The 24,728-nt window shown below is 71.0% G+C and carries 22 protein-coding genes; 6 read left to right on the top strand and 16 right to left on the bottom strand.

Annotated elements, in window-relative coordinates:
* Nucleotides 1-8 precede the first annotated feature (8 nt).
* The 3 genes from QBL25_RS38045 to QBL25_RS38035 form a co-directional block, all read right to left on the bottom strand.
* The gene (locus QBL25_RS38045; protein WP_409061513.1) at nt 9-377 is read right to left on the bottom strand and encodes a winged helix-turn-helix transcriptional regulator; all 369 of its coding nucleotides are present in this window, start codon (nt 375-377) and stop codon (nt 9-11) included.
* 117 nt (nt 378-494) lie between these two features.
* Nucleotides 495-1,304 (bottom strand): SDR family NAD(P)-dependent oxidoreductase, encoded by an 810-nt coding sequence (locus QBL25_RS38040; protein ID WP_409061512.1) that lies wholly within the window; start codon nt 1,302-1,304, stop codon nt 495-497.
* A gap of 118 nt (nt 1,305-1,422) precedes the next feature.
* Nucleotides 1,423-2,898, bottom strand: coding sequence for an esterase (locus tag QBL25_RS38035; protein ID WP_409061511.1), 1,476 nt, complete (start codon nt 2,896-2,898; stop codon nt 1,423-1,425).
* A gap of 241 nt (nt 2,899-3,139) precedes the next feature.
* Here QBL25_RS38035 and QBL25_RS38030 point away from each other — a divergent pair, with 241 nt between their 5' ends.
* Complete coding sequence (locus tag QBL25_RS38030) at nt 3,140-3,808, top strand: hypothetical protein (RefSeq protein ID WP_409061510.1); 669 nt, start codon at nt 3,140-3,142, stop codon at nt 3,806-3,808.
* Nucleotides 3,809-3,859: 51 nt separating this feature from the next.
* Here the strand turns inward: QBL25_RS38030 and QBL25_RS38025 are convergent, their stop codons facing one another.
* A complete protein-coding gene (locus QBL25_RS38025) occupies nt 3,860-5,641 on the bottom strand; it encodes a carbamoyltransferase (protein WP_409061509.1) in 1,782 nt (593 codons plus the stop codon).
* 151 nt (nt 5,642-5,792) lie between these two features.
* Between QBL25_RS38025 and QBL25_RS38020 the strand changes: the two genes are divergently transcribed.
* Nucleotides 5,793-6,242 carry a hypothetical protein gene (locus tag QBL25_RS38020; RefSeq protein WP_409061508.1) on the top strand — a complete coding sequence of 150 codons (450 nt, stop codon included), beginning with the start codon at nt 5,793-5,795 and terminating at the stop codon, nt 6,240-6,242.
* A gap of 10 nt (nt 6,243-6,252) precedes the next feature.
* On the opposite strand, the gene QBL25_RS38015 is transcribed toward QBL25_RS38020, so the two are convergent.
* From QBL25_RS38015 to QBL25_RS38000, 4 genes are all read right to left on the bottom strand, one after another.
* Nucleotides 6,253-8,208 (bottom strand): aminotransferase class I/II-fold pyridoxal phosphate-dependent enzyme, encoded by a 1,956-nt coding sequence (locus tag QBL25_RS38015; RefSeq protein ID WP_409061507.1) that lies wholly within the window; start codon nt 8,206-8,208, stop codon nt 6,253-6,255.
* Between the two features lies 1 nt (nt 8,209).
* The gene (locus QBL25_RS38010) at nt 8,210-9,172 is read right to left on the bottom strand and encodes an NAD-dependent epimerase/dehydratase family protein (RefSeq protein WP_409061506.1); all 963 of its coding nucleotides are present in this window, start codon (nt 9,170-9,172) and stop codon (nt 8,210-8,212) included.
* A 14-nt stretch (nt 9,173-9,186) separates the two neighbouring features.
* Nucleotides 9,187-11,925 (bottom strand): alpha/beta fold hydrolase, encoded by a 2,739-nt coding sequence (locus QBL25_RS38005; RefSeq protein ID WP_409061505.1) that lies wholly within the window; start codon nt 11,923-11,925, stop codon nt 9,187-9,189.
* Between the two features lie 174 nt (nt 11,926-12,099).
* Nucleotides 12,100-13,263: an acetyl-CoA carboxylase biotin carboxylase subunit family protein gene (locus QBL25_RS38000; RefSeq protein WP_409061504.1), complete on the bottom strand. Its 1,164-nt coding sequence runs from the start codon at nt 13,261-13,263 to the stop codon at nt 12,100-12,102.
* A 443-nt stretch (nt 13,264-13,706) separates the two neighbouring features.
* Here QBL25_RS38000 and QBL25_RS37995 point away from each other — a divergent pair, with 443 nt between their 5' ends.
* On the top strand, nt 13,707-13,997 hold the full coding sequence (locus QBL25_RS37995; RefSeq protein WP_409061503.1) for a hypothetical protein: 291 nt from the start codon (nt 13,707-13,709) through the stop codon (nt 13,995-13,997).
* Between the two features lie 43 nt (nt 13,998-14,040).
* Here QBL25_RS37995 and QBL25_RS37990 read toward each other — a convergent pair whose 3' ends face one another.
* From QBL25_RS37990 to QBL25_RS37965, 6 genes are all read right to left on the bottom strand, one after another.
* Nucleotides 14,041-14,247 carry a hypothetical protein gene (locus QBL25_RS37990; protein ID WP_409061502.1) on the bottom strand — a complete coding sequence of 69 codons (207 nt, stop codon included), beginning with the start codon at nt 14,245-14,247 and terminating at the stop codon, nt 14,041-14,043.
* A gap of 343 nt (nt 14,248-14,590) precedes the next feature.
* Entirely contained in the window at nt 14,591-16,993 is a 2,403-nt protein-coding gene (locus QBL25_RS37985) for an ATP-binding cassette domain-containing protein (RefSeq protein ID WP_409061501.1), read from the bottom strand.
* Nucleotides 16,994-17,141: 148 nt separating this feature from the next.
* Nucleotides 17,142-17,552: a VOC family protein gene (locus QBL25_RS37980; protein ID WP_409061500.1), complete on the bottom strand. Its 411-nt coding sequence runs from the start codon at nt 17,550-17,552 to the stop codon at nt 17,142-17,144.
* Between the two features lie 159 nt (nt 17,553-17,711).
* Nucleotides 17,712-17,789, bottom strand: a complete 78-nt coding sequence (locus tag QBL25_RS37975) for a 50S ribosomal protein bL37 (RefSeq protein WP_370443954.1) — start codon at nt 17,787-17,789, stop codon at nt 17,712-17,714.
* 162 nt (nt 17,790-17,951) lie between these two features.
* Nucleotides 17,952-18,581, bottom strand: coding sequence for a cysteine hydrolase family protein (locus QBL25_RS37970; protein ID WP_409061499.1), 630 nt, complete (start codon nt 18,579-18,581; stop codon nt 17,952-17,954).
* Nucleotides 18,582-18,698: 117 nt separating this feature from the next.
* Entirely contained in the window at nt 18,699-19,691 is a 993-nt protein-coding gene (locus tag QBL25_RS37965; RefSeq protein WP_409061498.1) for a GlxA family transcriptional regulator, read from the bottom strand.
* Nucleotides 19,692-19,920: 229 nt separating this feature from the next.
* Here QBL25_RS37965 and QBL25_RS37960 point away from each other — a divergent pair, with 229 nt between their 5' ends.
* Together QBL25_RS37960 and murJ are read left to right on the top strand one after the other, a co-directional pair.
* Nucleotides 19,921-20,547 carry a hypothetical protein gene (locus tag QBL25_RS37960; protein ID WP_409061497.1) on the top strand — a complete coding sequence of 209 codons (627 nt, stop codon included), beginning with the start codon at nt 19,921-19,923 and terminating at the stop codon, nt 20,545-20,547.
* A 47-nt stretch (nt 20,548-20,594) separates the two neighbouring features.
* A complete protein-coding gene (gene murJ / locus QBL25_RS37955) occupies nt 20,595-22,277 on the top strand; it encodes a murein biosynthesis integral membrane protein MurJ (protein ID WP_409061496.1) in 1,683 nt (560 codons plus the stop codon).
* Nucleotides 22,278-22,365: 88 nt separating this feature from the next.
* On the opposite strand, the gene QBL25_RS37950 is transcribed toward murJ, so the two are convergent.
* Nucleotides 22,366-23,589 (bottom strand): phospholipase D-like domain-containing protein, encoded by a 1,224-nt coding sequence (locus tag QBL25_RS37950; RefSeq protein WP_409061495.1) that lies wholly within the window; start codon nt 23,587-23,589, stop codon nt 22,366-22,368.
* A gap of 172 nt (nt 23,590-23,761) precedes the next feature.
* Here QBL25_RS37950 and QBL25_RS37945 point away from each other — a divergent pair, with 172 nt between their 5' ends.
* Nucleotides 23,762-24,004 (top strand): DUF6411 family protein, encoded by a 243-nt coding sequence (locus tag QBL25_RS37945; protein WP_409061494.1) that lies wholly within the window; start codon nt 23,762-23,764, stop codon nt 24,002-24,004.
* Between the two features lie 57 nt (nt 24,005-24,061).
* On the opposite strand, the gene QBL25_RS37940 is transcribed toward QBL25_RS37945, so the two are convergent.
* Nucleotides 24,062-24,679 carry a TOPRIM nucleotidyl transferase/hydrolase domain-containing protein gene (locus QBL25_RS37940; RefSeq protein WP_409061493.1) on the bottom strand — a complete coding sequence of 206 codons (618 nt, stop codon included), beginning with the start codon at nt 24,677-24,679 and terminating at the stop codon, nt 24,062-24,064.
* Between the last annotated feature and the right edge of the window lie 49 nt (nt 24,680-24,728).

The following is a 24,728-nucleotide window of genomic DNA, read 5'->3' as shown; positions in this document are numbered from 1 at the left end:
GGAGATCCTCAACGCCCGCCGTCGGCGTCGAAGTGGGTGCGGGCCTGCTCCACCTTGTCGAGGTTGTCCGCCGACCACTCCACGAGCGTGGCGAACAACGGCCCCAGACTGCGCCCGAGTTCACTGATCTCGTACTCCACACGCGGCGGCACCTCGGGGTAGTACGTCCGCACCACCAGGCCGTCCCGCTCCAGCTGCCGCAGTCGCTGCGTCAGGACCTTGGGCGTGATGCCCGCGACGGCGCGTTGCAGTTCCACGAAGCGCAGGCGGCCGTGCTCGTTCAGCGTCCAGAGGATGGGCGTGGTCCACCGGCTGAAGACGATGTCGACGACCGGCCCGACCGGGCAGACCTGCGGGCCGACCGGCGTCACGCTCATGTGTCCCCCTCCGGGCAAATGGCTCTTCCGCGGCGGTGCGGCCCTCGGCCCGCGAGGCTCTCACCGGCACTCCCAGGACGACGAACCGCGCGCGGCTTCGGTTCCGCGTCCCGGCTCCTACGCGCGCGGTGTGATGCCGAAGGCGAACGCGGAGGTTCCGGGGTCCACCGCCGTCACACCGCCGTCGACGGTGAGCACCGCGCCGTTGACGAACGAGGCGGCGGGCGAAAGCAGCCAGGAGATCGCCTCGGCGACCTCCTCCGGCTCCCCCGGCCGGCCCGCCGGGACGAGCCGCGTCGCCTCCTCGTACGCCGCGTCGGCGCCGCCGTCCCCCAGCCCGGCCTCCTCGGCGAACCGGGTCATCCGCCGGTCGGCCATCTCGGACCGCACCCAGCTGGGGCACACGGTGTTGGCGCGCAGCCCGGCCTTGCCGTAGTCGACGGCCAGCGAGCGACACAGCTGGAGGAGCGCGGCCTTGGACGTGGCGTACGCGGCGTTGGCCACGCCGTTGCGCAGCGCGGCGACCGAGGCGACGGCGACCACCGAACCGCGCGCTTCGAGCAGCTGCGGCAGCGCGGCCCGCATCAGGAGGAAGGGCCCCGTGAGGTTGGTGCTCAGCACGGTCTCCCAGTCCTCGTCCGACAGATCACCGACGGCTCCGCCGCGCCCGACCCCGGCGTTGAGCACCAGCCCGTCGATGCGGCCGTAGGCCTGTGTGGTCGCCGCGACCAGGCCGGCCACCTCCGCGGGATCACTGGCATCGGAGGGGTGGGCCAGCGCCCCAATCTCCTCGGCGACGCGCCGCAGCGGCTCGGGGCGCCGCCCGGAGACGACGACCCGGTGCCCGGCCGCCCGCAGCTGCCGTGCGGTGGCGGCACCGATGCCCGTCCCGCCACCCGTGACGATGACAACTCGACTCTCCGTCATGCCTGTTCAGCCTCCGAACGCGATCGTGAGCTCCTGGCCGTGATCCTATGTAGGCCGCTCACGACCGCGTCCGGACTGCCCGGCCCGAGGACCCCCGCGGGCCGCCGGGCACCGGGCCCTACTCGTCGATCGCCGCGCCGAACGCCGCCGCCGTGCCGGGCGTGCCCAGCGAGTCACCGCCGTACGTCCAGGAGCCCGCCGCGGTGACGCCGCCCGTCCCGGCCGACAGGACCCAGACCACTCCGTCGCCCGCGTTCTCGCCGGGTGCGGCGGCCAGCAGCCCGAAGCGGCCGTCGCGGTTCGGGTCCGTCAGGCGCACCTGCGCGCCCCACTTGTCGCCCTTCTCGGCCACCCCGGGGATGTCCGCGGAGTTCTGGTCCCAGGACTTGGCGCCCGCCGACGTCAGGCCCACCTCCGCGCCCCGCAGGACCCAGACCGCCCCGGCGTCCGCGACCGTGCCGATGTCCTCGCCCGGTGCGCCGATCGCGACGTCCGCGTAGCCGTCGCCGTTCGTGTCGGCCACGGACAGGTCGCCGCCCCAGCCGTCACCGCGCTCGGCGGTCCCGGGCACGCCCGCACTGTCCTGCGTCCACCACTTGGCCTCCTCCTTGAGGCCGTTCTCGTCGCCGTAGCGCACGCCCACCAGGCCGCCGGTCATCGTCTCGCCGCCGTCGTCCGGGGAGTTGGGCTCGCCGGTCACCAGGTCGTCGAAGCCGTCGTGGTTGATGTCGCCGGAGGCGGCCACGGGCCCGCCGCGCAGGTCGTGCTCGTACCTGAGGCCGTCGGCGTTGCCCGAGAAGTACGCGGACCAGCCGTGCCCCGGCTCCTCACCCACGGTCACGCCGGACACGACGAGGTCGGCGTAGCCGTTGTCGTCGTAGTCGCCGGTGGTGAGGGACTTCGGCACGATGTCGCGCTCCTCGGCCGCCGCGGCGAGCCGCTCGGTCGCCTGCCGCCGCAGCGGCGCCTGCCCGGGCTGGGGCGCCGCGTCGTACGCGAAGAGCTCCAGGTCGTCCCGGTCCAGTACGGCCAGCACGTCGCCCGGAGTCTCGCCGGTGAGGTGCGCCGCGGCCAGGCTCAGGCCGAACTGCTCGCCCTTGGTGGGCTCCTGGGTCTCCAGCCAGTCGCTCGCGGCACCGCTGAGCCCCTGCTTGGAGCCCCACAGGATCGCGACCCCGCCGGCGTCCGCCGTGTCGCCGAGGTCCTCGCCGGGGATGCCGACGATCGCGTCGTCGAAGCCGTCGCCGTCCAGGTCACCGGTGGCGACGGCCTTTCCGAAGTTGTCCCCTGCCTCCGCGGCGCCCGCGACACCGGCCGTCGACTGGCTGAAGCGGCCCACGGAGCTGGTGTCGATGCCTCTGGTGGAGCCGTACTGGACCGTGACCAGACCGGCGCCCTTGTGGCCGCTGACCGTCGCCCCCGGGGCTCCGACCAGCACGTCCTCGTATCCGTCGCCGTTGAAGTCACTGTTGCGGTCGTCGGCGTGCGTACCCCCGGGGGTGCCCGCGACGGCGGAGGGCGCGGCGACGATGCCCGCCCCGCTGAGAAGAAGGAATGAGGCCGCGGCGAGGGCGGCCGAACGGTTCTTGCGCACGAGCGGCTCCTGTGAGGAAAGTGGCCGGGCAGGCGCGAGGGTGTCCGGAAAGGGCCCGTTCCTTGTCCGGCGCCCTGTTCGACACCGGATGGGGCACAAGGGTTGTACGCGGCCTGCGAATCGACGGCAGCCACCCGGGACGCCGACTCTCCCCGCCCGGCGACCCGTTGCCGTCGGGGGCGGCCACGGCCTCTGAGATCATGGCCGCCGCACGGCCGCCGCGGAACGGGAGAGACAGCGCGTGACCCAAGACCGAAGGACGTACCGGGTGCGGTACGCACAGAATCCGCCGGTGGTCGTCAACTGGGGCGCGGGCGAGCGGCACGAGGCGGCCGGCTCGATCGGCCGACTGGTCCGTGAACGCCCCGGCCCCGAGCGGGACACGCCCCGCTCGGAGCGCACCTTCCACCTCGCTCTCGACGGTCAGGCGCCGGTCGCGCGCGTGACCACCGAGGACGCCGGCTCCCGCGCGAGCGGACGCGCCGCCGTCTACCGCGTCGACGACGGCGGCGGCGCCCCGCTGGCCCGGATCACCTTCCGGCGCCGCCCCCACCTGCGCCTGGCCCGCACGCGCTGGACCGTGGAGCCCGTCGACGGGCCCGCCCTGCGCGGCGCGCGGGGCCGTCTGGTGTGGTGGGCGCTGTGGTGGCCCCTCGGTCTGCCGCTGAGCCTGGTGTGGGGCATCACCTCCTTGCTGGGCGAGGGCGACGGCGGCTTCGGCGCCCCGCGCCGGATCATCTGGCGTGACCCGTCCGGCCGGGCGCACCTGGTGTTCCGGGGCGTGGCCGACGAGTACCGCACGCTCGGCTCCGCCGTGGACCCGCGCGTGGTGGCCGCGCTGGTGGCGCTGCACCAGTCGTTCGACCCCTCGGAGGGCGGCGGGGCGACGGGCTGGTACGAACGGGCGTGAACCGCCCGCTCAGCGGGCCGTCTTGGTGAAGTGGCGGGCCGTCCTGGTGCGTCAGGGGGCCTTCTTGGTGACCACGAACCGGTCGATGACCAGGTGGTCGATCTCGGTGGCGAGGAAGCACTCCAGCGCGTCCCGCGGCGAGCAGACGATGGGCTCGCCCGCCACGTTGAAGGAGGTGTTGAGCAGGCAGGGCACGTCCGTGCGTGCCGTGAAGGCGCGCAGCAGCCGCGCGAGGGCGGGGTTCTGCCGCTCGTCGACCGTCTGGACCCGCGCCGTGCCGTCCACGTGGCAGGCCCCGGGGATCCGCTCCTGGTACTCCTCGCGCACCGGGAAGACGAAGGTCATGTACGGGGACGCGGTCTTCTTGCCCATCTCGAAGACGCGCGGGGCCTCGGATTCCAGGACGACCGGCGCGAACGGGCGGAACGGCTCCCGGTGTTTGACCCGGAGGTTGATGATGTCCTTGATGTCGGGGAAGGCCGGGTTGGCGAGGATGCTGCGGTTGCCCAGGGCGCGCGGCCCGAACTCTGCACGGCCCTGGAACCAGCCCACGACGTTCTTGCCGGCCAGCAGTCCCGCCGTCCGCTCGGCCACGGCCGGGACGTCGGGCTCCTCTTCCCAGTCCACGCGGTCCGCGTACTCGCCCAGGACGTCGAGGACCTGCTGCTCGTCGTAGGAGGGCCCCAGGTAAGGGGTGGTGACCGCGTCCGCGGGCCGGTTTCTGAGGCCGGCGGTGTACACGGCGGCGCCGATGGCGACGCCCGGGTCGCTCGCCCCGAAGCTGACCTCCATGCCGGTGAACGAGGACCGCTCCAGCATCTTCGTGTTGGCCACGCAGTTGAGCGCCAGGCCGCCTTCGAAGAGCAGGGTGTCCAGGCCGGAGGCGGCGGTCAGCTTCCGCATCTGGTGCGCGGTGACGGCCTCGACCATGTGCTGGGCGAGACCGGCGACCTTGACCCGGAAGTCGAACTCCTCGCGCTTCTCGCCGTCCCCGTCGAAGAGGTTGTCGAACAGCGCGTAATAGGCCCCGACGTCACGGGGGATGGAGAGCGTGTACGAGCCGTTCTCGTGCAGCCGCACGACGTGTTCGAGCAGGGGGTTGTGCTGGGGCGGCGGGCCGTAGGCGGCCAGGCCCATGACCTTGTACTCGTCGTTGTTGGGCACGAACCCCAGATAGCGGGTGATCCTGCCGTAGGCCACACCCAGTGAGCTGGTCATGTCGACGGTGCTCTCGTCGAAGAGGCGCACCACGCCGTCGCGCAGTTCACCCATGACGGAGGAGAGGGTCTCGGCCCGGCCGTCGCTCACCAGGAAGGCGGCGTCGCCCCCGCCGGCCAGGTAGGCGCCGCACATGAGGTGCGCCAGGTGGTGGGGGACCAGGACGAGCTTGTTGGGGTCCAGGGCGTGGCCGGTGCGCTGGACGAAGTCGCCGTAGACCGCCTCACGGCTGAGCAGGTCGGTGTAGGCCTCTCCCGTGCGGCGCAGCGCGTCGAACTTCGCCGCGACGGGCAGGTCCGAGTCCGTTATCCCGGCGATCATCTGCTCCGCCACGGTCGGCGAGAAGCGCCAGGGGAACGCGAAGACGTCGACGTCCTCGAGATCCACACCGGCGGAATCCAGGCACCAGGTGATCGCGCGCTCCGGGAAGTCGGAGGTTTTCTTGACCCGGCTGAGCTGTTCTTCCTCGACGGCGGCGACGATTTCCCCGTCGATGGACAGGGCGGCCGCGGCGTCGTGCCCCACGAGGAGATTACGAGCGACACCGGTCGCCCCGTAGAGACGTCCGAATATTTCCGCACCCCTGGTGAATCCGTTGTATCCGAGCACGATCACGGGACTTCAGCCTCCCAGCGAGACAATAACGGTGCACGGCAGGCTACTTGGCCCACGTGCGAAGAGGATAGGAGTGCAGCACGACCTTGCCACTCCAATTGGGGCGGCCATAACCTGATGCCTGCCACCCGTCACCGAAAGGATTTACTTCGTGGGCCAGAACTCTTCCACCGCCACCCCTGTGACCAGCACGATCGTCGCCGAAGGCTTTGACCGCTGGAGTCCCCCGCTGCACCTGGATTTCGAGAAGAACGCCCACAACGGCCAGGTGGGCCAGACACTGGTGAAAGAGACCGAAGCGGTGCGCATATGGGAAACCCACCTCCAGCCGGGCGAGCGCATTCCCGTCCACCGGCACGTCCTCGACTATTCCTGGATAGCCCTCACCGACGGCCTGGCCCGCCAGCACGCGAGTGACGGCAGCAGCCGGGAGATCGCGTATGTCCGCGGGCAGAACCAGCATTTCACTTTTCGTGAGGAGTGCCATCACCTCCATGACCTGAAAAACATCGGAGAATCCGTTCTGTCGTTCCTGGTCGTCGAGATGAAGGACGGGGCCAACCCACCGCTTCCGTTGGCGGACGGCGTCGCCGATTCCTGACCGGACCGGATCACGGGGCGGCGGACAGCGCGGCGAGCAGCGCGCTGTTCGCCCGCCGGTTGCCGACGGAGATGCGGCAGGTGCCGGGGATGAGGAACCCGACGTCGGCGACCACGATCCCCGCCCGGTGCAGCTGCTCCATGACCCGTTCGTGCTGGTGGAGTTGGACCAGCAGGAAGTTGGCCTCCGAGGGGAACACCCGCTCCACCGCGGGGTGCCGGGCCAGCAGTCCGGCCATCCGGTCGCGCTCGGCGCGGATGTGCCGGATGCTGGCGCCCACCCGCCGCGCCTGGCCCAGCCGGTCGCGCACGGCCGCCTGCGAGGCGTCGGTGAACCCGAAGGGCACCTGCACGCGCCGCAGCGCCTCGATGATCCCGGGCTGTGCCAGGGCGATCCCGCAGCGCGCGCCGGCCAGCCCCCACGCCTTCGACAGGGTGCGGAGCACGATGAGGTTGTCGTGCTCGGCGACCAGCGCGGCGTACGAGGGCTTCTCGCTGAACTCCACGTACGCCTCGTCGATCACGACGAGGCCCCGTGTGCCGGTGACCAGGGCCCGCACCTGCGCGGGGTCGAGTCGGGTCCCCACGGGGTTGTTCGGGTCGCACAGGATGATCACCCGGGGGTCGGCGGCCAGGATCCGCCCGGTGTCGAGCTCCGCCAGGTCGTCGCCGCCCAGGGGCACCTCGACCAGGGGCAGGCGCAGCAGGCGGGCGAAGTGGGCGTAGAGCGGGAAGGTGGGCGGCGTGACGCACACGCTCTCGCCCGGCGAGGCCAGGGCCGCCAGGAGCAGCATGACGCCGTCGACCGATCCGCTGGAGAACAGCAGATGCTCCGGTGTCAGCGCGCCGGTTCCCTCGTGGCCGGGCAGCTTCGCGAGCGTGTCCAGGTAGGTGCGGGCGAGTTCCCTGGTGTCGAGGTGGGGGTACTGACCCCCGGCGCCCAGGAACGGGTTGGTGTTGCCCGCCAGGTCGATGCTGTCGAACCGCGGCTGGTTGCGGCCGCGCACCGGGCCCGGGACCGGCACGGTGGTGACCGGCGGAGCCGCGAAGCGCGACAGGGGCTGCTCCTGCCCGGTCTCCTGCGGTGCGGTCAGGTCTTCGCCGCGCAGCCAGTGGTCGAGGGGGACGAACAGGTCGGCCCCGAGGCCGCGCGGGCCGTCGGTGTCCCCCGCCCCGAGATGGACCCAGTGCAGCCCCGAGCGCCGGGCGTCGCGACAGAGCCCGTACACGGCCGCCGCACGCAGGTCGTCCTGCCCGAGGGGGTCGGCGGGGTCCATGGCCTGCGTCAGGAGGTAGAGCCCCCGGCCGTTGTGGGACGCGACGGTGAGCGCGACCTGGACGACGGCGCCGCCCCGGCGGCGCACGAGCATCTCCGCGCGGTCTGCCAGCGCACCGGTTGCCAACGCGTCGAGGGCCCGCGCGGTGTACAGGGTGTGGTCCCCGCCTTGGCGCCGGTGCAGGGCGACGAAGGCCTCCCGTGCCCAGGGCGCTCCGCCGAGCCCGCTCACGGGGAGCCGCTCCCAGCTGAGGTCGCGGGAGACCTCGTCGGACAGCCGGCGCAGGGCGCCCTGGCGTCCGCCGCCCAGGCGGGCGCGCAGGATGTCGTCCACCTCCCCGGTCAGCCGCACGACGGCCTCGGAGCCGGCGGCGAACGGCACGAAGCCCGCGGCCCGCAGCGCACGGGAGTCGTCGGTGCGGCGGACGTGGGGCACCAGGATCTGGGGCACCTCCAGGGCCGCCGCGCGGCTCAGCAGCTCCTCGGTCTCCTGGGCCGTGGGAGCGGGGCTGGAGGGGCCGTACAGGGCCCCGCCGGCGATCAGGGTGGGGCGATCCAGCGCGGCGGGCTCCAAGGCGCCGAACGCGGCCTTGTCGCCGACCAGTTGGCTCAGCGGACCCACCGGTTCGCGGGTGGCGAGGGCGGCGCCGAGCATCTGCCCAAGGGCTGCGGTGTCCGTGGTCCTGCGCATGCTAGAGCTCCACTCCTCGCGGCTGCGCGCTATCGCCGGTATGGGCCTCGACGCGGTCGCGGTACTCCTCGAACAGCTCGGCCAGCGTGCGGGCGATGCCGGTCTTCCAGTCCACGGAGCAGTCGCCGATCAGGTCCCGGCGTACGCCGTGGTCGAAGATCGCGGTCTCGCGGCTGTAGTCACTGCGGTCCAGCTTCAGCGGTACTCCGGTGAGCGCGGACATGTACTCCAGGAGGTCGGTCATGCCGATCTCCTCGTCCCCGCCCCAGTTCACCACCCGTGCGGGCGTCCCCGCCGCGCCCCACAGCAGCGGCACCTGCCGGACCAGGTCGTCGGTGTGCAGCAGGTTGCAGTGGTTCTGCCCCTGCCGGGGCACCGCGCACGGCTGCCCGGCGCGCATCTGCTTGAACAGGATCATGGGCACACCGCCGTGGCCGTACGGGCCGTAGGCGATGTTCAGCCGGGCGATCACCGTCGGCAGGCCCAGCGTCTCGGCCAGGCCCCGCGCCACTCCCTCGGCGGCCAGCTTGCCGACGGGATAGGTCGGCAGCCACGGCACCACGCCGCCCACGGGGTCGCTCTCGCGGTAGCGGTGGGTGCTGTCGGCCCGGTCGTAGACCACCCCGGAGGAGACGTACAAGAACGCCTCGGCGCCGGCGCAGTGGGTCATCAGCCGTGCGGTGCCCACGGCGTTGACGCGCGCGGTCTCGGCGAAGTCCTTGCCGTCGCCCCGGTGCACCGCCGAGTGCAGTACGTGGGTGAAGTCACCCGGCAGGCCCTCCAGGGCGTCGGTGGCCATGTCCCAGGTGAAGGTGCGCGCCCCCATGTCCTGGAGGGCCCCCCGGGCGGCGGAGTCGGTGAACCGGCCCAGGCACCACACCTCGTTGTCCGGGGCGAGCGCTTCGGCGACGGGCATGGCGACCTGTCCGGTGCCGCCGGTGACGAGAATCTTCTTGCCTTGCATTCCTGTGTCCGTCCTTAGCCGAGCGCGAGGCTCAGTTCGTGCCGCAGCGTGGCCTGGAAGGTCTGCACGTGCTGCGGGCTCATCAGGGTGTAGTGCTCGCCGTCGACCTCGATGTACTGGTTGGGGGTGCGGGTGAAGTCGTCCCAGTGGCGGAGCTGGCCGTCCAGCCACTCCTGTTTGGTGCCCTTGAGCGGGGTGCAGTAGAAGACGCGTACGGCGTCGACCGTGCCCGAGGGTTCGTAGCCCCGGCCCAGGTGCACCATGTTCTGCGCCAGGTGCACCCAGGTGGTGAACTGCTCGACGGTCAGGTCCAGTTCGACCAGGCGCCGCTTGGGCGCGTGGTCGACGAGGTAGGCCAGCTGCTCGGCTTCCGGCAGGGGGCGCAGGGTGGTGGTCAGTCCCTCGATGTCGGCCGGGGCGATCAGTTCGAGGAACAGCGCGAGGTTGATCGCGCCGTCGGTGAAGGTGATCTCGTTCATGCGGCCGGAGATGCTCGGCGGCAGGTTGAACACGCCCACGAACTTGACCTCGTCGCCGTCGGCCTCAAGCCGTTTGGCGATCTCGAACGCGACGGCCGCGCCGTAGGAGTACCCCGCCACGGCGTACGGGCCGCTCGGCTGCGTGCGCCGGATCGCCTCCACATAGGTGCTGACCATGTCGTCGAACGAAGGGAAGTGGCTCTCTCCGTGGCCGAAGCCGCGGGCCCGCAGCGCGTAGAAGGGGCGTTCACCGGTGAAGTACTTGGCGAGGTTGACGAAGACCAGCACCTCCCCCAGGCCGGGGTGGACGCAGAACAGCGGGGTGCCGTCCCCGGTGACCTGGAGGGGCACCAGCGGGTCGTAGGCGGCGTCCGGGTCGGCGTCGCGTGCGGCGGTCAGGCGGCCGGACAGCGCGCGCACGCTGGGCGCTTGCAGGAGCGTGGACATCGGCACGTCGTCGATGCCGAAGGCGTTCTGTATCTCCAGCTTGAGCCGCAGCACGTCCAGCGACGTGCCGCCCAGGTCGAAGAAGCTGGCGGTGACGGGGACCTTCCCGGTGTTCAGGACGCGGGCGTAGACGTCGGCCAGGACGGTCTCCACTTCGCCTTCGGGGGCCACGTAGTCGCCGAGGAAGCGGGCGCTGACCTCGTGGGACCGGCGTACGGCGGCGTCCAGGGCGCCGGTCTCGACGGCCGTCCGCAGCCGTGAGCGCTGGATCTTGCCGAGGTTGCCGCGGGGGATCTCCGCCTCGGCGACCGGGATGATCAGCTGGGGCCGGAAACCCCAGTGCATGATCGTGGAGCTGCGGATCGCGACGAGGGCCCGGTACACGGCCGAGTCGTCGGCCGGGTCGCCCGCGGGGACGAACGCGACGGCGAGCTGTTCGGAGTCGGCGCCTTCGGGCCGGATGGGGAAGGCCGCGAGCCGGCCGCGCCGTACGCCGTCCAGTTCGTCGAGGACCGCTTCCAGGTCGTGGCTGTAGTAGTTGACGCCGTTCACGATGACGGAGTCCTTGGTCCGGCCGACCAGCGTCAACCGGCCCTCGGCGTCGAGGCGTCCGAGGTCGCCGGTGCGGAACCAGCCGTCGGGGGTGAAGGCCTGGGCGGTGGCCCGCTCGTCGCCGAAGTAGCCCCCGGTCACCATCGTGCCGCGCAGCTGCACCTCACCCGATTCGCCCGATCCGGGCCGGTCGGTGGAGGCAAGGACCGCGCCGTCGCCGTCCACGATGCGGATGTGCAGCCCCCGCACGGGACGGCCCAGCGGAGGGAACTCCGTCTCCAGGTCGCGGGCGGCGAACTCGCGGTTGAACACGCTGCCCGCGCAGGTCTCGGTCATCCCGAACGCGGGCACGATCACGTCCTCGCGCAGGCCGTAGGGGGCCAGGGCGTCCAGGAAGGCCCGCACGGTGCCGGTCACGGTGGCCTCGCCGCCGGAGATGATGTGCCGCACCTGTGCCAGGTCCAGCTCGTGGTGCGGTACGGGACGCTGGGCGAGGGCCTGGTTGATCTGCCCGAACAGGAAGTTGGGCGTGAACGTCACGCGCACCCGGTGGGCCGCGACCAGCCGGAGGAACTCCACGGGGTCGGCGAGCACGGTGGCCGGGGTGGCCATGACCTGGTCGGCTCCGTTGAACATCGGCAGCAGGTTCGCCTCGATCGCGGCGATGTGGTCGGCCGATATCCAGTTCAGCGACGTGTCGTCGGGCCCCAGGTCCAGCGCTCCCGCCTTGCCGGCCTGCGCCGCCAGGAGGTTCGTGTGGGTGAGCTCGACCGCTTTGCTCGATCCGGTGGACCCCGAGGTGAGCATCAGGACGGCGAGATCGTCCGGGGCGGGCTCGGGCAGCCGGTCATGGCCGGCAGCGGCGTGGCTCAACTCCTCGACCGTCACGGCCCGCAGGCCGACGTCGGGCAGGTCGGCGTCGGACTCCTTGGAGACGATCATCAAGGGGTCGCCGAGGAGCGTGCGCAGATGTTCCAGCTGCGTGCGCCAGCGGGAAGGGTCGGCCGGCGGGGCGACGGGGCAGGGCACCACACCGGCCAGGACGCACCCCCAGAAGGCGCGGAAGAAGTGCTCGGGGTCGCGGGCGGAGATGAGGACGCGCTCGCCGGGGGCGGTGCCGCCGTCGCGCAGCCCTTGGGCGATCCGGCAGGCGCACTCGCGCAGTTCGGCGTACGAGAGGAACGGGCCGCCGATGAAGGTGATGCCGCGCGAGGTGTCCCGGGCCGCGCTTTCGAGCAGCTGCGGGAGGGTCGAAGCATGACGTTGATCCGGCATAGGGATGACGACCTCCGGTCAGAGAAATGCACCATGAAGGGGAATGCGGATCGGGCCTGGCCTCCGTCCGGGCATGCTTCGGCACCCAGAAGGCGCATGCCGGGTCCGGAATTGCTCGCGATCCGGGAATTCTCGTGAATACCGCCTGCCGCACGGTGGCGCGGACGGCGTGCGTCAGCCGCCGACCTCGTTGAAGCGCACGATCTCGTCGATCGTCTTCTGCAGCTTCAATTCGTCCGGGTCGGAAACGATCGCCTGCCCGAATCGGCCGTAGGGGCCGATCGATGAGTCGGGCGACAGCGGGTAGGCGATCTCGTCGAAGGAGAATTGGCGCTCGAAATCCTGCTGGGTCAGTGAGCCGTTTTCCGGGCGGCGCAGGAGGATGTATCCGTAGAAGCGTTCGGGCACGTGGGGGTCGGGAATCCCGGCCGGTTCTTCGCCGAGCGCCAGGCTTATCTCGACGTCGAAGAGGTCGATGCCGAACGTCAATTGGTTGACCTGCGGGGACAGCGCTCCCGGAAGCCGGACGGCGCATTCGCCGAACGTGAGTCCCGCTTCCCGCGCGAACGCCTCCAGGTGGAACACGCAGTCGGGGGCGCCCAGGCCGCCCAGTGCGTCTTCGGCCAGGGCCTCGGCCTGCCGGAACAGTTCCGGGTGCAGTCGGCGGTCCAGGACGTGCGCGGACAGGATGCCGCCCTGCACGGCGCTGAGCGGCGCGATGTGGTTGCTGCTCATGGACGACCACCGCAGGCGGCCGTCGTGCCAGACGCCGTCCAGGTAGACCTCGGGGGCGTCGACGAAGGACTCGGCGACGATTTCGACGTCCGACCCGCCAGGGAAGGGCTCCAGGGCTCGCGCGTACTCCTCGGCGGACCGCACGATGCTCGTGCGCTGCGAGCCGGCTCCGATCGCCGGCTTGACGACGAGGACGCTGCCCAGCTCTTCGGCGAGCTCGGCGAACGGGGTCTCCTTCGACACGTACCGGCACCGCGCCCTGGTGACGTGCGGCGGCAAGGCGCTCTTCTGGAGATGCTTGTCCCGGAAATACAGGGCCGCCTTTGAGTCCGCATTTCCGGGAAGGCTCAGCTGCTGGCGCAGATAGGTGGCGGCGAAGACGCCCATTTCATGGACGGTGAGCACTCCCGCCACATCATCGACCTGCGCGGAGAGCACCGCCCGCATTACTTCTTGCGCGTTCTCCATGTCGGTTACCCGTTTGAAGCGTCGCCCCTCGGGTGCACTCGCGGGCGCCTGCACGATATAGCAGGGATCCAGTCCCCTGCGTTCGAGCGCCTGATGGAGGTCGTCACGGTATCCGATAACAATCATCGTCGGCATGCTTGTCTCCCCGAAATAAAGCTAGCCAACCAACCAGTCGCATCCTGTCACACGCGTAACAGGGATGTGGATATGCACCCTCATGATCATTTGCTGTGCGAGATGTGATTTAACTCACAAGTAAAGCTTTCGTAGAATATGCATGGAATGCTTCATTCCGCGCCAGCTCGGCGAAACACATTTGCTCTGTGCGGCCACCCGCTAAGCCCCTGATACGCGCCGCCGCATAAATACGCGCCCCCTTTTGCACGAGCCATGAATTCAGCCGGTACGGACAACCAAAGGCGCATATGACACCGCATGTGGACAGAGGTCAGGCAAGGCGGGCCCGCGGGCGGCGATTAGCGCGTTCGGGTGGCGCGGCGGGCCCGGTGCAACCGGACGGCCCGGCCATCGCCTCCTGACCGGCACAGGCATCGCCCGCACGTCGTGAGGAAGCCGCCATGACCCCACCCGCCACCATCGCGCCGGCCGTCAACTGGGACGCGGAGGCCGATTTCCTGCTGCCGCCGCCCGACCCGGCGCAGCGGCTGGACCTGGCCGCCCCGACCGTCCTCTCGCCCCGCGACCGGCACCGCCTGAGCCTGCACGCGACGCTCACCGCGGCCGGGATCCCGCCCCACCCCGACGACATCCGGGCCATCGACGCCCTGAGCACCCTCGACGACACGGTCGCCCTCGCGATCCGCCGGTGGCTCGGCACCCACGCGCATCCGGCGACGCCGCTCACGTGAGGCGGGAACGGGCGCCGCGCGCCCGCTCCCGGTGGGCCACCGGTCAGCCCCGGTGGAAGAGGTCCTGTGGATCCACCCGCTGCCAGCGGGAGCGCGGGGCCGGCGTGCGCGGCACCTCCCGGTTCTGGGCCTGCCACTCGCGCACCAGCGCGTCGTAGATCGGTGACTGCGAAGCGGCCTCACCGCCGCCTGTCCGTGTCTCGGCCCGGGGCGGCCGCGGCGAAGGAATCCCGCTCCCCGTATCGCTCATGCGCAGTCCAACGGTCCTTTCCGCTCCCGGCCTTCAGGATTTCGTCCGCTTCCGGCATGAAGCTCGTGGCACGCGCGGGCCACGGGCTTCATGGAGCGTCAGACGCGGCTCACTGACTCCCTGGGTCGTCTGCGGGCTCGCGGAGAACGATGAGCACAACGCTTTGCACGCAACAGCACAACTTGCTCGCGTCTACTCAACGTTGACCCGTCACCGTCAGTGTCGCTTTTGGAGCCGTGACACACGATTGAGTGACGAATTTCCGTAAGACGCCTGTGCGGGGCCCCGGCGGTCCATATTCTCGGCCGAGGCCCCGCTCCTTCGTGCGCGTCGGGCCCGCGGTTCAGCCGACGTACGCCGCGAGGTGTTCGCCGGTGAGCGTGGAGCGGTCGGCGACGAGATCCGCGGGCGGGCCCTCGAAGACGATCTTGCCGCCGTCGTGGCCGGCACCGGGTCCGAGGTCGATGATCCAGTCGGCGTGCGCCATGACCGCCTGGTGGTGCTCGATGACGATCACGGACTTGCCGGACTCGACGAGCCGGTCGAACAGCCCCAAGAGCTGCTCCACGTCGGCGAGATGCAGTCCGGTGGTCGGTTCGTCGAGGACGAAGACGGGCTGGTCGCCGCCCTTGTCCGCCATGTGCGTGGCCAGCTTCAGCCGCTGGCGCTCGCCGCCGGACAGCGTGGTGAGCGGCTGGCCGAGGGTGAGATAGCCGAGCCCCACGTCGTCGAGCCGCTCCAGGATCTTGTGCGCGGCCGGCGTACGCGCCTCGCCCGCGCCGAAGAACTCCGCCGCCTCGGCCACCGACATCGCGAGCACCTCGCTGATGTCGCGCCCGCCGAAGGTGTATTCGAGCACCGAGGGCTGGAACCGCTTGCCCTCGCAGTCCTCGCAGAGGGTCTCGACGCCCGCCATGATGCCCAGGTCGGTGTAGATGACGCCCGCGCCGTTGCAGGTGGGGCAGGCGCCCTCCGAGTTCGCGCTGAACAGCGCCGGCTTCACGCCGTTGGCCTTGGCGAACGCCTTGCGGATCGGTTCGAGCAGCCCGGTGTACGTCGCCGGGTTGCTGCGCCGCGAACCCTTGATCGGCGTCTGGTCGACCGAGATGACGCCCGCGGAGGCGGGGACCGAGCCGTGGATCAGGGAGCTCTTGCCGGAGCCCGCGACACCGGTGACGACACACAGCACCCCGAGCGGGATGTCGACGTCCACGCCCTGGAGGTTGTGGCGGGTGGCGCCGCGGATCTCCAGCGTGCCGGAGGGCTCGCGGACCGTCTCCTTGAGCGCGGCGCGGTCGTCGAGATGACGGCCGGTGACGGTGTCGCTGGCCCGCAGGCCGTCGAGGGTGCCCTCGTAGCAGACGGCTCCGCCCGCCGAACCGGCCCCTGGGCCCAGGTCCACGACGTGGTCGGCGATCGCGATCGTCTCGGGCTTGTGCTCGACGACCAGCACGGTGTTGCCCTTGTCCCGCAGGCGCAGCAGCAGCTTGTTCATCCGCTCGATGTCGTGCGGATGCAGGCCGATCGTGGGCTCGTCGAAGACGTAGGTGACGTCGGTGAGCGAGGAGCCGAGGTGGCGGATCATCTTGACGCGCTGCGCCTCGCCACCGGACAGCGTGCCCGCGGGGCGGTCGAGCGAGAGATAGCCGAGGCCGATCTCCACGAACGAGTCGAGGGTCTGCTGGAGCGCGGTGAGCAGCGGCGCCACCGACGGTTCCTTCAGGCCGCGGACCCACTCGGCCAGATCGCGGATCTCCATCGCGCAGGCGTCGGCGATGCTGATCCGCTTGATCTTCGAGGACCGGGCCCCTTCGCTGAGCCGCGTGCCCTCGCACTCGGGGCAGGTGGTGAAGGTGACCGCCCGCTCCACGAACGCCCGGATGTGCGGCTGCATCCCCTCCTTGTCCTTGGAGAGGAACGACTTCTGGATCTTGGGGATCAGCCCTTCGTACGTCAGGTTGACGCCGTTGACCTTGACCTTGACCGGCTCCCCGTAGAGGAAGTCCCGCAGTTCCTTCTTGGTGTAGTCGCGGATCGGCTTGTCCGGGTCAACGAAGCCGGACTGCGCGTAGACCTGCACGGTCCACTGGCTGTCCGACTTCCAGCCGGGGATGGTGAACGCGCCCTCGGACAGCGACTTGGAGTCGTCGTAGAGCTGGGTGAGGTCGATGTCGGAGACCGAGCCCCGGCCCTCGCAGCGCGTGCACATGCCGCCCGTACGCTGGTAGGTCGCCTTCACGGTCTTGGTCTTGGCGTCACCGCGCTCGACGGTGATCCCGCCGCTGGCCCGGACCGACGCGGTGTTGAAGGAGTACGCGCTGGGCGGGCCGATCTGCGGCTTGGCGAGCCTGCTGAAGAGGATGCGCAGCATCGCGTTGGCGTCGGTGGCGGTGCCGACCGTGGAGCGGGGGTCGGCGCCCATCCGCTGCTGGTCGACGATGATCGCGGTGGTGAGTCCGTCGAGGACGTCGACCTCGGGGCGCGCCGGCGTCGGCATGAAGCCCTGCACGAAGGTGCTGTACGTCTCGTTGATCATCCGCTGGGACTCCGCGGCGATCGTGCTGAACACCAGCGAGCTCTTGCCCGAGCCGGAGACACCGGTGAACACCGTCAGACGTCGCTTGGGGAGCTCGATGCTGACGTCCTTGAGATTGTTCACGCGCGCGCCGTGCACCCGGATCAGGTCATGGCTGTCGGCGGCGTGAAGCTCGGGCGACCGTGTCGTCCTTCTCTTGGCCGGGCTCATGGTGTCTCCATCTGTCGGGCGGAGCCGCCCCGCGCGGTCTCCGTCGGTGTCGCCTGGCTCGATCTGATCATCGTCGAGCACTACGTCAGGTTCTACTTCGTCGGCGTGCGCGCGGCAATGGTTCGCCGCCCGCCTCGGGGGCGCCCTCTCAGCGCAGCTCCTTGATGCGGAGGAGGTTGCCCGCGGGGTCGCGGACGGCGCAGTCGCGCACGCCGTAGGGCTGTTCGGTGGGCTCCCGGACGATCTCGGCGCCCTGGGCCCGCAGGCGCGCGAAAGTGGCGTCCAGGTCGGTGGTGGCGAGGAGGAGGCCCGCGTAGGTGCCCTTGGCCATCATCTCGACGATGGTGCGGCGCTCGGCGGCCGTGATGCCGGGGTCGACGGCGGGCGGCTGGAGGACGACGGAGACCTCGGGCCGGCCGACGGGGCCGACGGTGATCCAGCGCAGCCCGTCGTGGCCGACGTCGTGGCGGATCTCGAAACCGAGGGAGTCCCGGTAGAAGGCCAGGGAGGCGTCCGGGTCACTGTGCGGGAGGAAGCTCGCGTGCAGGGTGACGTCCATGCACGGCACGCTAGGCGGGGGCCGGGAGCCGGCGCTTCTCGAATCCTGACCGGTTCGGGCGCCAGATTCCCGAAGGACGCTGCGGGGCGCTTCGGGGGCTGGAAAGGCCTCGAGGGCGGCACCGGTGGTGCCGCCCTCGATCGATCACCGCGCCTGTCGTCAGGACTGGGGACGGCTGCCGTGGTTCGCGCCGTTCTTGCGGCGGGCCTTCTTCTTGCGACGTCGCTTCGAGGACATGGATACCTCCGTGGTTCCGGTGTTGCTTCCCGGGCTCGAAGCCCGGGCGATCATGCGCCCCCTACCCACGCCGACGCCTGGTCATGATGTGTCCTACGTCACTACGCGCGCCACCCGTGGCGATCGGCACCCCACAGGGCCGCGGGCCCGGGGCGCAGGGGCTCAGGCCGGGAGCGCGTCGACGGTGGGGACGACGGTGCCGAACAGGTCGGTGACGCTGGTCAGAGCCGCGCTCTGGAGCGCGGCGGCGGGCAGGACCGTGCCGTCGGGGGCGGTGAGGGCGCGGGTGGCGGTGGCCTCGGCGACGACGGTGGGGCGGTAGCCGAGGTTGAACGCTCCCTGGGCGGTGTAGTTGACGCACATGTGTGTCATGAAGCCGGCGAGGACCAGATCCTTGCCGCTGCCCGGGGCGATCCCCAGGTCCGTCAGCGTCTTCTCCAGCTCGGTGGCGTGGAAGGAGTTGGGGAACTGCTTGACCACGACCGCCTCGCCGTCCACCGGCGCGACCTCGTCGCTGATCGCCCCGATGTGGGCGCGGATGTCGTAGGGGGAGCCTTCCCCGCCGTCGTTGAGGACGTGGACGACCGGGATGCCCGCGGCACGGGCGCGCTCCAGGAGGCGGGCGCCGGCCGCCAGCGCCGCCTCGGCGCCGTCCAGGGCCATGACGCCGGTGCGGTAGGTGTTCTGGAAGTCGATGAGGATCAGTGCGGAGTCGGCCAGCCGGGGCGGCTGGTTGTCCAGGCCGATCACGTCGCGCAGGGTCGTGGAGGGGCGGCTGGTGTGCGTGGTCATGGGTGGGATGCCTTTCGTGTGGTGGCGGTGGTGGTGCTGGTGGGTGTGCGGCATGCGGCGGACGGCATGGCGAAGCCGCGGGACTCGCCCGCACGCCCGGTTCAGGGATGGTGGGATTCAGCTGGTCTGGACGCGGAAGCGGCGGCGGTAGGCCGCCGGGGTGGTGGCGAGCTGGCGGTTGAACGCCCGGTGCAGCGTCTCCACCGAGCCGAGCCCGGCGGCGGTCGCGACGTGGTCGAGCGGACCGTCGGTGGTCTCCAGGAGGCGGCGCGCCACCTCGACGCGGGCGGCTTCCACGTAGTCGGCGGGGCTGGTGCCCGTCTCCTGTTTGAACACCCGGGCGAAGTGCCGCTCGCTCAGGCACATCCGGGCGGCCAGCGCGGCGGCCGACAGGTCCTCGTCGAGATGCTCGGCGATCCACAGCCGCAGTGCGTCGATGTCGCGGCGGGCGGAGGCCGGGCGGCTGAGCGGCACGGAGAACTGGCTCTGGCCGCCCTGCCGCTTGAGGTACATGACCAGTTGCCGGGCCACCGACAGGGCCACGTCCTCGCCGTGGTCCTCGGCCACGAGCGCCAGGGCGAGATCCAGGCAGGCACTGATCCCGGCCCCGGTCCACAGCCGGCCCCGGTCGGTGCGGACGAAGATGGGGTCCGGGTCGACCGTGACGGCGGGGTGCTCGGCGGCGAGCTGGGCGGCGGTCGACCAGTGGGTGGTCGCCGTCTTCCCGTCGAGGAGGCCGGCCGCCGCGAGGACGTGCGCGCCCACGCACACCGAGGCCACGCGGCGGGCCTGCGGCGCGGTCGCCTTGACCCAGTCCACGACCTCCGCGTCGATCCGGGCGACGGGGCCCGCGGCGGTCATGTCGACGGCGCCGGGCACCAGGAGGGTGTCCACCTGCCCGCCGACCTCGTCGAAGCCCACGTCGGCGAGGAGCCGCACCCCCGCCGACGTACGGACCTCACCGGCGCGCGGCCCGGCGAGGCGGACCTGGTAGCCGGCGCGGCCCGCGGTCTCCCGGTTGGCCAGCGCGAAGACCTCGGCCGGGCCGGTGACGTCGAGGAGATCGACATCGGGGAAGACCGCGATGACGACCCGGTGCGAAGGGGACATGCCCCCATCCTCACGGCCCCCACCGATGGCCGCAATGACGGTTCCCTGTCACATCCGGACACGCACCCCACACGGAGGGCCTTGAGCCACGGGGCCCGTTTTCGGACGTCCGCCGGCGCGGACGCATCACGAGCTGATCACGTCCTTCGTGTTTCAACCGCGTGTGACCTAACGTATGGCGCCTGGTTCAACCTTGGGGGGACATATGCGCGTTCGCGCTACTGCGGCTGTGGCCGCCATGCTTCTGGCCGCTCTGACCGCGTGCGGCGGCAGTGACGGTGGGGACGGTGCCGGCACCGCCGACACGAAGTCGGGGAACGGTGCGAAAGGGGCGGCCAAGAAGGTCGACTGCGCCGACGAGAACATAAGCCAGGCCGACTGGACCAAGCACTGCTCCGACGAAGGCGCCGGCGCCGACGCGGAGGGGGCGGAGGAGAAGGCCACGGGGCTGACGTTCGGCGAGTCCTACTCCTGGCCCGACGGCCTGAAGGTGTCCGTCACCGAGGCGAAGGTGTTCTCGGACTACGACGCCGACATGATGGAGTCCGCCGAGCCCGGCAAGACCGACTTCCGCGTGCGGCTGAAGCTGACGAACTCCGGCAAGTCCGCCGTCGCCCTCGACGATCTGTCTCTCATCGTCGAAGGCGCCACGAAGGGCGGCGAGGCCGGGCAGACCGCCTTCGAGAAGGGCGCCGAACCGCTCCAGGGACGCCTCGCTCCCGGCGTCTCCGCGACGAAGACCAACGACAACGTCCTGGAGACGAAGTACGGGAAGAAGATCGTCGTCACCGTGCAGCGCAACAGCGAGAACTACGACCTGGACTTCCCGGAGTTCGCGGGCGCCATCACCGGCTGACGAGGGCCGGCGGCAGCCGCCGGCCCTCGTCGGCATAGGTTGACCGCATGGTGGAGGGGGCGAGCCCTGCGGCGAGGAGCGTGCCGCAGGAGCAGCGGGACGGCGGGCAGCGTGCCGCCCGGCAGCGGAAGGAGCCGGGCGGGCTGGTCCGTTCGTCGCTGCTGATGGCCGCCGGCACGGTGGTGTCACGGGCGACGGGCCTCATCCGGCAGGTGCTGCAAGCCGCCGCGCTGGGCACGGGCCTGCTCGCCAGCACCTACAACACGGCCAACACCGTGCCGACGAGCCTGTACACGCTCCTGATCGGCGGTGCGCTCAACGCCGTCCTGGTACCGCAGTTGGTGCGGGCCAGGGCGACGCAGCCCGACGGCGGCCGCGCCTACGAACAGCGTCTGGTGACGCTCGTGGTGTGCGTGCTCGGCATCGGGACGGCGCTGGCGGTGTGGGCGGCCCCGCAGATCGTGGGCCTGTACATGCGCGACACGCCCGCCACCCACGAGTCGTTCGCACTGACGGTGACGTTCGCCAGGTTCCTGCTCCCGCAGATCTTCTTCTACGGCCTCTTCGGCATCTACGGCCAAGTCCTCAACGCCCGCGAGAAGTTCGGCGCGATGATGTGGACGCCGGTGCTGAACAACGTGGTCCTGGTGGGGATGTTCGCCGCCTACCTGACCCTGATGACCGTGCCCGATCAGGTGGAGGACATCACCGCCGCGCAGGTGCGGCTGCTGGGCATCGGCACGACGGCGGGCATCGCCCTCCAGGCCCTGGCCCTGGTCCCGTTCGCCCGGGCCGCGGGCTTCCGGTTCCGGCCGCGTTTCGACTGGCGGGGCACCGGCCTGGGCAAGAGCGTCCACGCGGCGAAGTGGACGCTGCTGTTCGTCCTGGCCAACCAGGCGGCCCTGACCGTCGTCACGAACTACGCCAACGCCGCCGACCAGGAGCTGCCCGAGGCCGGCATCGGCTACTCCGCCTACACCTACGCGCAGACGATCTGGCTTCTGCCGCAGTCCATCGTGACCGTGTCCCTGGTGACGGCCCTGCTGCCGCGCATGAGCCGCGCCGCGGCACAAGGCCGTCTCCAGGACCTGGGCGCGGACCTCGCCCGGGCCCTGCGCGTCAGCGGCGTGATCATCGTGCCCGCCGCCTTCCTGTTCCTCGCCCTGGGACCGCAGTTCGCCTTGCTGCTCTTCGCCCACGGAACGGCGGACGCCGCGTCGGCCCGCCCGCTGGGACACATGCTCCAGGCCTTCGGACCCGGGCTCATCCCGTTCTCCGCCCAATACCTCCTGCTGCGCGGTTTCTACGCGCTGGAGGACACCCGCACGCCCTTCCTCATGGCGTCCTGGACCGCGGCGGTGAACATCGCCCTGGCCACGGCCTGCCACCTGCTGCTGCCCGCCCGCTGGGCGGTCGTGGGCATGGCCGGGGCCTACACCCTGTCCTACCTGGCCGGGCTCGCGCTCACCGCGTACCTGCTGCGCCGACGGCTCGGAGCTCCCATCGGCGACGGCGGCCTGGGCCGCGCCTACGGCAAGCTGCTGTGTGCCGCGGGCCCGGCCGCGGGCCTCGGCTGGGCGGCGACGCGTGCGTGCGGTCGGCTGGGAAGCGGAACGTGGCCCACTGCCGCCGCGCTCCTCGCCGGGCTGGTCACCACGGTCCTCGGATACCTCGTCCTGGCCCGGCTGCTGAAGGTCGGCGAGCTGCGGCGCCTGCCCGGGATGCGCTGAGCCGAGGCGCCCGGGCACCCGTCCCCGACACCGGCTCCGGGACGCGCCCCAAAGACCCGGTCAGGACCGTCCGCTCAGGTGCCGCACCTCACAGGAAGCGGCGGATCGGCCGGACCGCAAGCTCCCCGGCCCGCTGGACGACGGTGCGCCGCTTCCAGCGGCCCGGCCGGATCTGCTCGCTGACCGCCACGTCCTCGGCGAAGTGCTCGTCCAGGGTCGCGGTGAACTCCGGGTCGAGGACCGCGAGCATGACCTCCTCGTCGTGGTCGAGGGAGCGGCGGTTGAAGTTCGTCGACCCGATCAGCGCGGCGACCCCGTCCACGGTGATGATCTTGGCGTGCATCATCGTCGGCTGGTACTGGAAGATCTTCACCCCGCACGCGGTGAGGTCCTCGTAGTAGTGCTGTCCCGCCAGGCGGCTGACCCGCTTGTCGGTGTGCGGTCCCGGCAGCAGGATCTCCACCTCGACCCCGCGCCGCGCGGTGTCGCACAGCAGCTCGACGAAGTACGAGTCCGGCGAGAAGTACGCGGTGGACAGCCGGACGCGGCTCTCGGCCGACTCCAGCATGACCCGGATCAGCGTCTGCATGTCCTGCCAGCCGATGCTGGCCGAGCCGCGCACCACCTGCACGATGGCGTCGCCCTGCGGGCGCTGCTCGATGAACCGGTCGCGGTCGTCGAAGAGTTCATCGTGGCACTCCGCCCAGTTCTGCGCGAACGCGGCGGCGATGCCGTCCACCGCGGGCCCGTGGACCTCGACATGGGTGTCGCGCCACTCGTTCTCGTTGCGGGCGTCGCCGCACCACTCCTGCGCGATGCCCACCCCGCCCGTGAACGCGGTCTCCTCGTCGACGACCAGCACCTTGCGGTGGCAGCGGTGGTTCTGCTTGAGCGGCGAGAGGTACAGCGGCTTGCGGAACCACGCCACCTCGACCCCGGCCCGGTCCATCGCTTCGAGCTGCTCGCTCTCGATCAGCCGGCTGCCGAACCCGTCGAGGAGCAGCCGCACCCGCACCCCGGCGCGGGCCCGCTCCGCGAGTGCCTCGGCGAACTTCAGGGCGATGTCGCCCTTCCAGTACACGAACGTCATCATGTCGACGGTGTGCTCGGCACGGCGGATTCCGTCGAGCATGGCGGCGAAGATCTCGTCGCCGTTGCGCAGAGGCGTGAGCCGGTTTCCCTCGGTCGCCGCGATCCCGATCAGCCGCTCCAGGCGGCGTCTTATCCGCTGGACGCGGTCTTGTGCGGACGGTTCGTCCGCCTGGGGGCGGGTCGTGGGCGTCAGCTCGGGCTGCTGCTGCGTACTGGTCATGAGGTCACCTGGCCGGTACACGAAGAGAGTCATGAGGCCGCGAGCCCGGTCCGGCACGGGCTGAGCGGCGAGCCGACTTTACCGGGCCGGAAGCAGTGGTCGGCAGGGCCCCACACATACACCCGGCGCGGCAGGGCACACGGCAGGAACGCCTCGACACAGGGAGCTTTTCGTGATCATTGTCGGTATCGTCGCTGTCTGTATCGTTCTGGCCGTCCTCGCGTTCTTCGTGCCGCGGCTTTCGCGGCACCCGGAACGCGGTACTCAGCGCACCCTGGGAGCCGGCTCGCGCGCCGGCAGCAAGGCCCCCGGTGTCCTGGGCCGGATCTTCAGCAAGCCGTTCCGCAGCAGTTCCAAGGCCGTGGGCCGCAGTGGCTCTGCCGGTCGCCGCACTCGTGGCCGCATGCCGTTCTGACGTGCCGCGTCCCTCCACCACCACCCGTCCAGGGCCCGGCAGCGCCGCCGCGCGTACTCACAGACTCGTGAGGAGATCGTCGAGCGGCGGCGGTGTCAGCCCCGGGTCGAGTGCCTCGACGAGCAGGCGGCCGTAGCGGATCTTGCGGCCCTTCTTCGTGCCGAGGAAGCGCCTCAGCTGCTGCTGCCGGGGCCGATCGTGCTGGGCGGGCTGGTGCAGGAAGGTCTGCCAGGCCCGCAGGTCGCCCTCGTCCCGGACGATCTCCTCCACCCGGTCCGTGCCCAGCGCGCGGATGAGTTCGTCCTCCAGGTCCGACACGCACACGAAGAAGTCCCGGTGTGGCGCACGTACCCGCTCCAGGGCGCGGTCGTAGAAGCGCCGCTCCCCCACGTCGCACAGTCCCGCGAGACGCAGGTCCAGGCCGGGCGGTCCCAGCAGCTCGGTGTAGCGCCCGATGCTCATCGCGCCGCCCATCGACACGACGCACACGCCCTCGGCGGCCAGGTCCCGGCCTCGCCGGGCGGCCAGCGCCTCGACCGCCTCGCGATCGCTCGGCCCTTCGAGGAGCACCGCCGCCCGTACCCCCACCCGCGCGGCGAGATCGGCCGCGGGCCCGCCGGGGCCACCGGCCGCCCATGCGCCGACCGCGTCCCGGAACGCCCCCATGTCCGCCATGGGGGCGAGTCTGCACCTTCACCGACGTGACGGCACGCGATATTCCACG

The sequence above is a fragment of the Streptomyces sp. SYP-A7185 genome, from assembly GCF_046103685.1.
In the GTDB taxonomy this organism is placed as follows: domain Bacteria; phylum Actinomycetota; class Actinomycetes; order Streptomycetales; family Streptomycetaceae; genus Streptomyces.
This window is presented reverse-complemented; position numbering and strand designations above follow the sequence as displayed.

Coding starts and splice junctions, on each gene's coding strand:
- QBL25_RS37950 (WP_409061495.1), bottom strand. CDS start 23,589: ATGACCAGTACGCAGCAGCAGCCCGAGCTGACGCCCACGACCCGCCCC.
- QBL25_RS37990 (WP_409061502.1), bottom strand. CDS start 14,247: ATGAGCGATACGGGGAGCGGGATTCCTTCGCCGCGGCCGCCCCGGGCC.
- QBL25_RS38040 (WP_409061512.1), bottom strand. CDS start 1,304: ATGACGGAGAGTCGAGTTGTCATCGTCACGGGTGGCGGGACGGGCATC.
- QBL25_RS37965 (WP_409061498.1), bottom strand. CDS start 19,691: ATGTCCCCTTCGCACCGGGTCGTCATCGCGGTCTTCCCCGATGTCGAT.
- QBL25_RS37985 (WP_409061501.1), bottom strand. CDS start 16,993: ATGAGCCCGGCCAAGAGAAGGACGACACGGTCGCCCGAGCTTCACGCC.
- QBL25_RS38045 (WP_409061513.1), bottom strand. CDS start 377: ATGAGCGTGACGCCGGTCGGCCCGCAGGTCTGCCCGGTCGGGCCGGTC.
- QBL25_RS37995 (WP_409061503.1), top strand. CDS start 13,707: ATGACCCCACCCGCCACCATCGCGCCGGCCGTCAACTGGGACGCGGAG.
- QBL25_RS38005 (WP_409061505.1), bottom strand. CDS start 11,925: ATGCCGGATCAACGTCATGCTTCGACCCTCCCGCAGCTGCTCGAAAGC.
- murJ (WP_409061496.1), top strand. CDS start 20,595: ATGGTGGAGGGGGCGAGCCCTGCGGCGAGGAGCGTGCCGCAGGAGCAG.
- QBL25_RS38015 (WP_409061507.1), bottom strand. CDS start 8,208: ATGCGCAGGACCACGGACACCGCAGCCCTTGGGCAGATGCTCGGCGCC.
- QBL25_RS37940 (WP_409061493.1), bottom strand. CDS start 24,679: ATGGCGGACATGGGGGCGTTCCGGGACGCGGTCGGCGCATGGGCGGCC.
- QBL25_RS38000 (WP_409061504.1), bottom strand. CDS start 13,263: ATGCCGACGATGATTGTTATCGGATACCGTGACGACCTCCATCAGGCG.
- QBL25_RS37980 (WP_409061500.1), bottom strand. CDS start 17,552: ATGGACGTCACCCTGCACGCGAGCTTCCTCCCGCACAGTGACCCGGAC.
- QBL25_RS37970 (WP_409061499.1), bottom strand. CDS start 18,581: ATGACCACGCACACCAGCCGCCCCTCCACGACCCTGCGCGACGTGATC.
- QBL25_RS37975 (WP_370443954.1), bottom strand. CDS start 17,789: ATGTCCTCGAAGCGACGTCGCAAGAAGAAGGCCCGCCGCAAGAACGGC.
- QBL25_RS38010 (WP_409061506.1), bottom strand. CDS start 9,172: ATGCAAGGCAAGAAGATTCTCGTCACCGGCGGCACCGGACAGGTCGCC.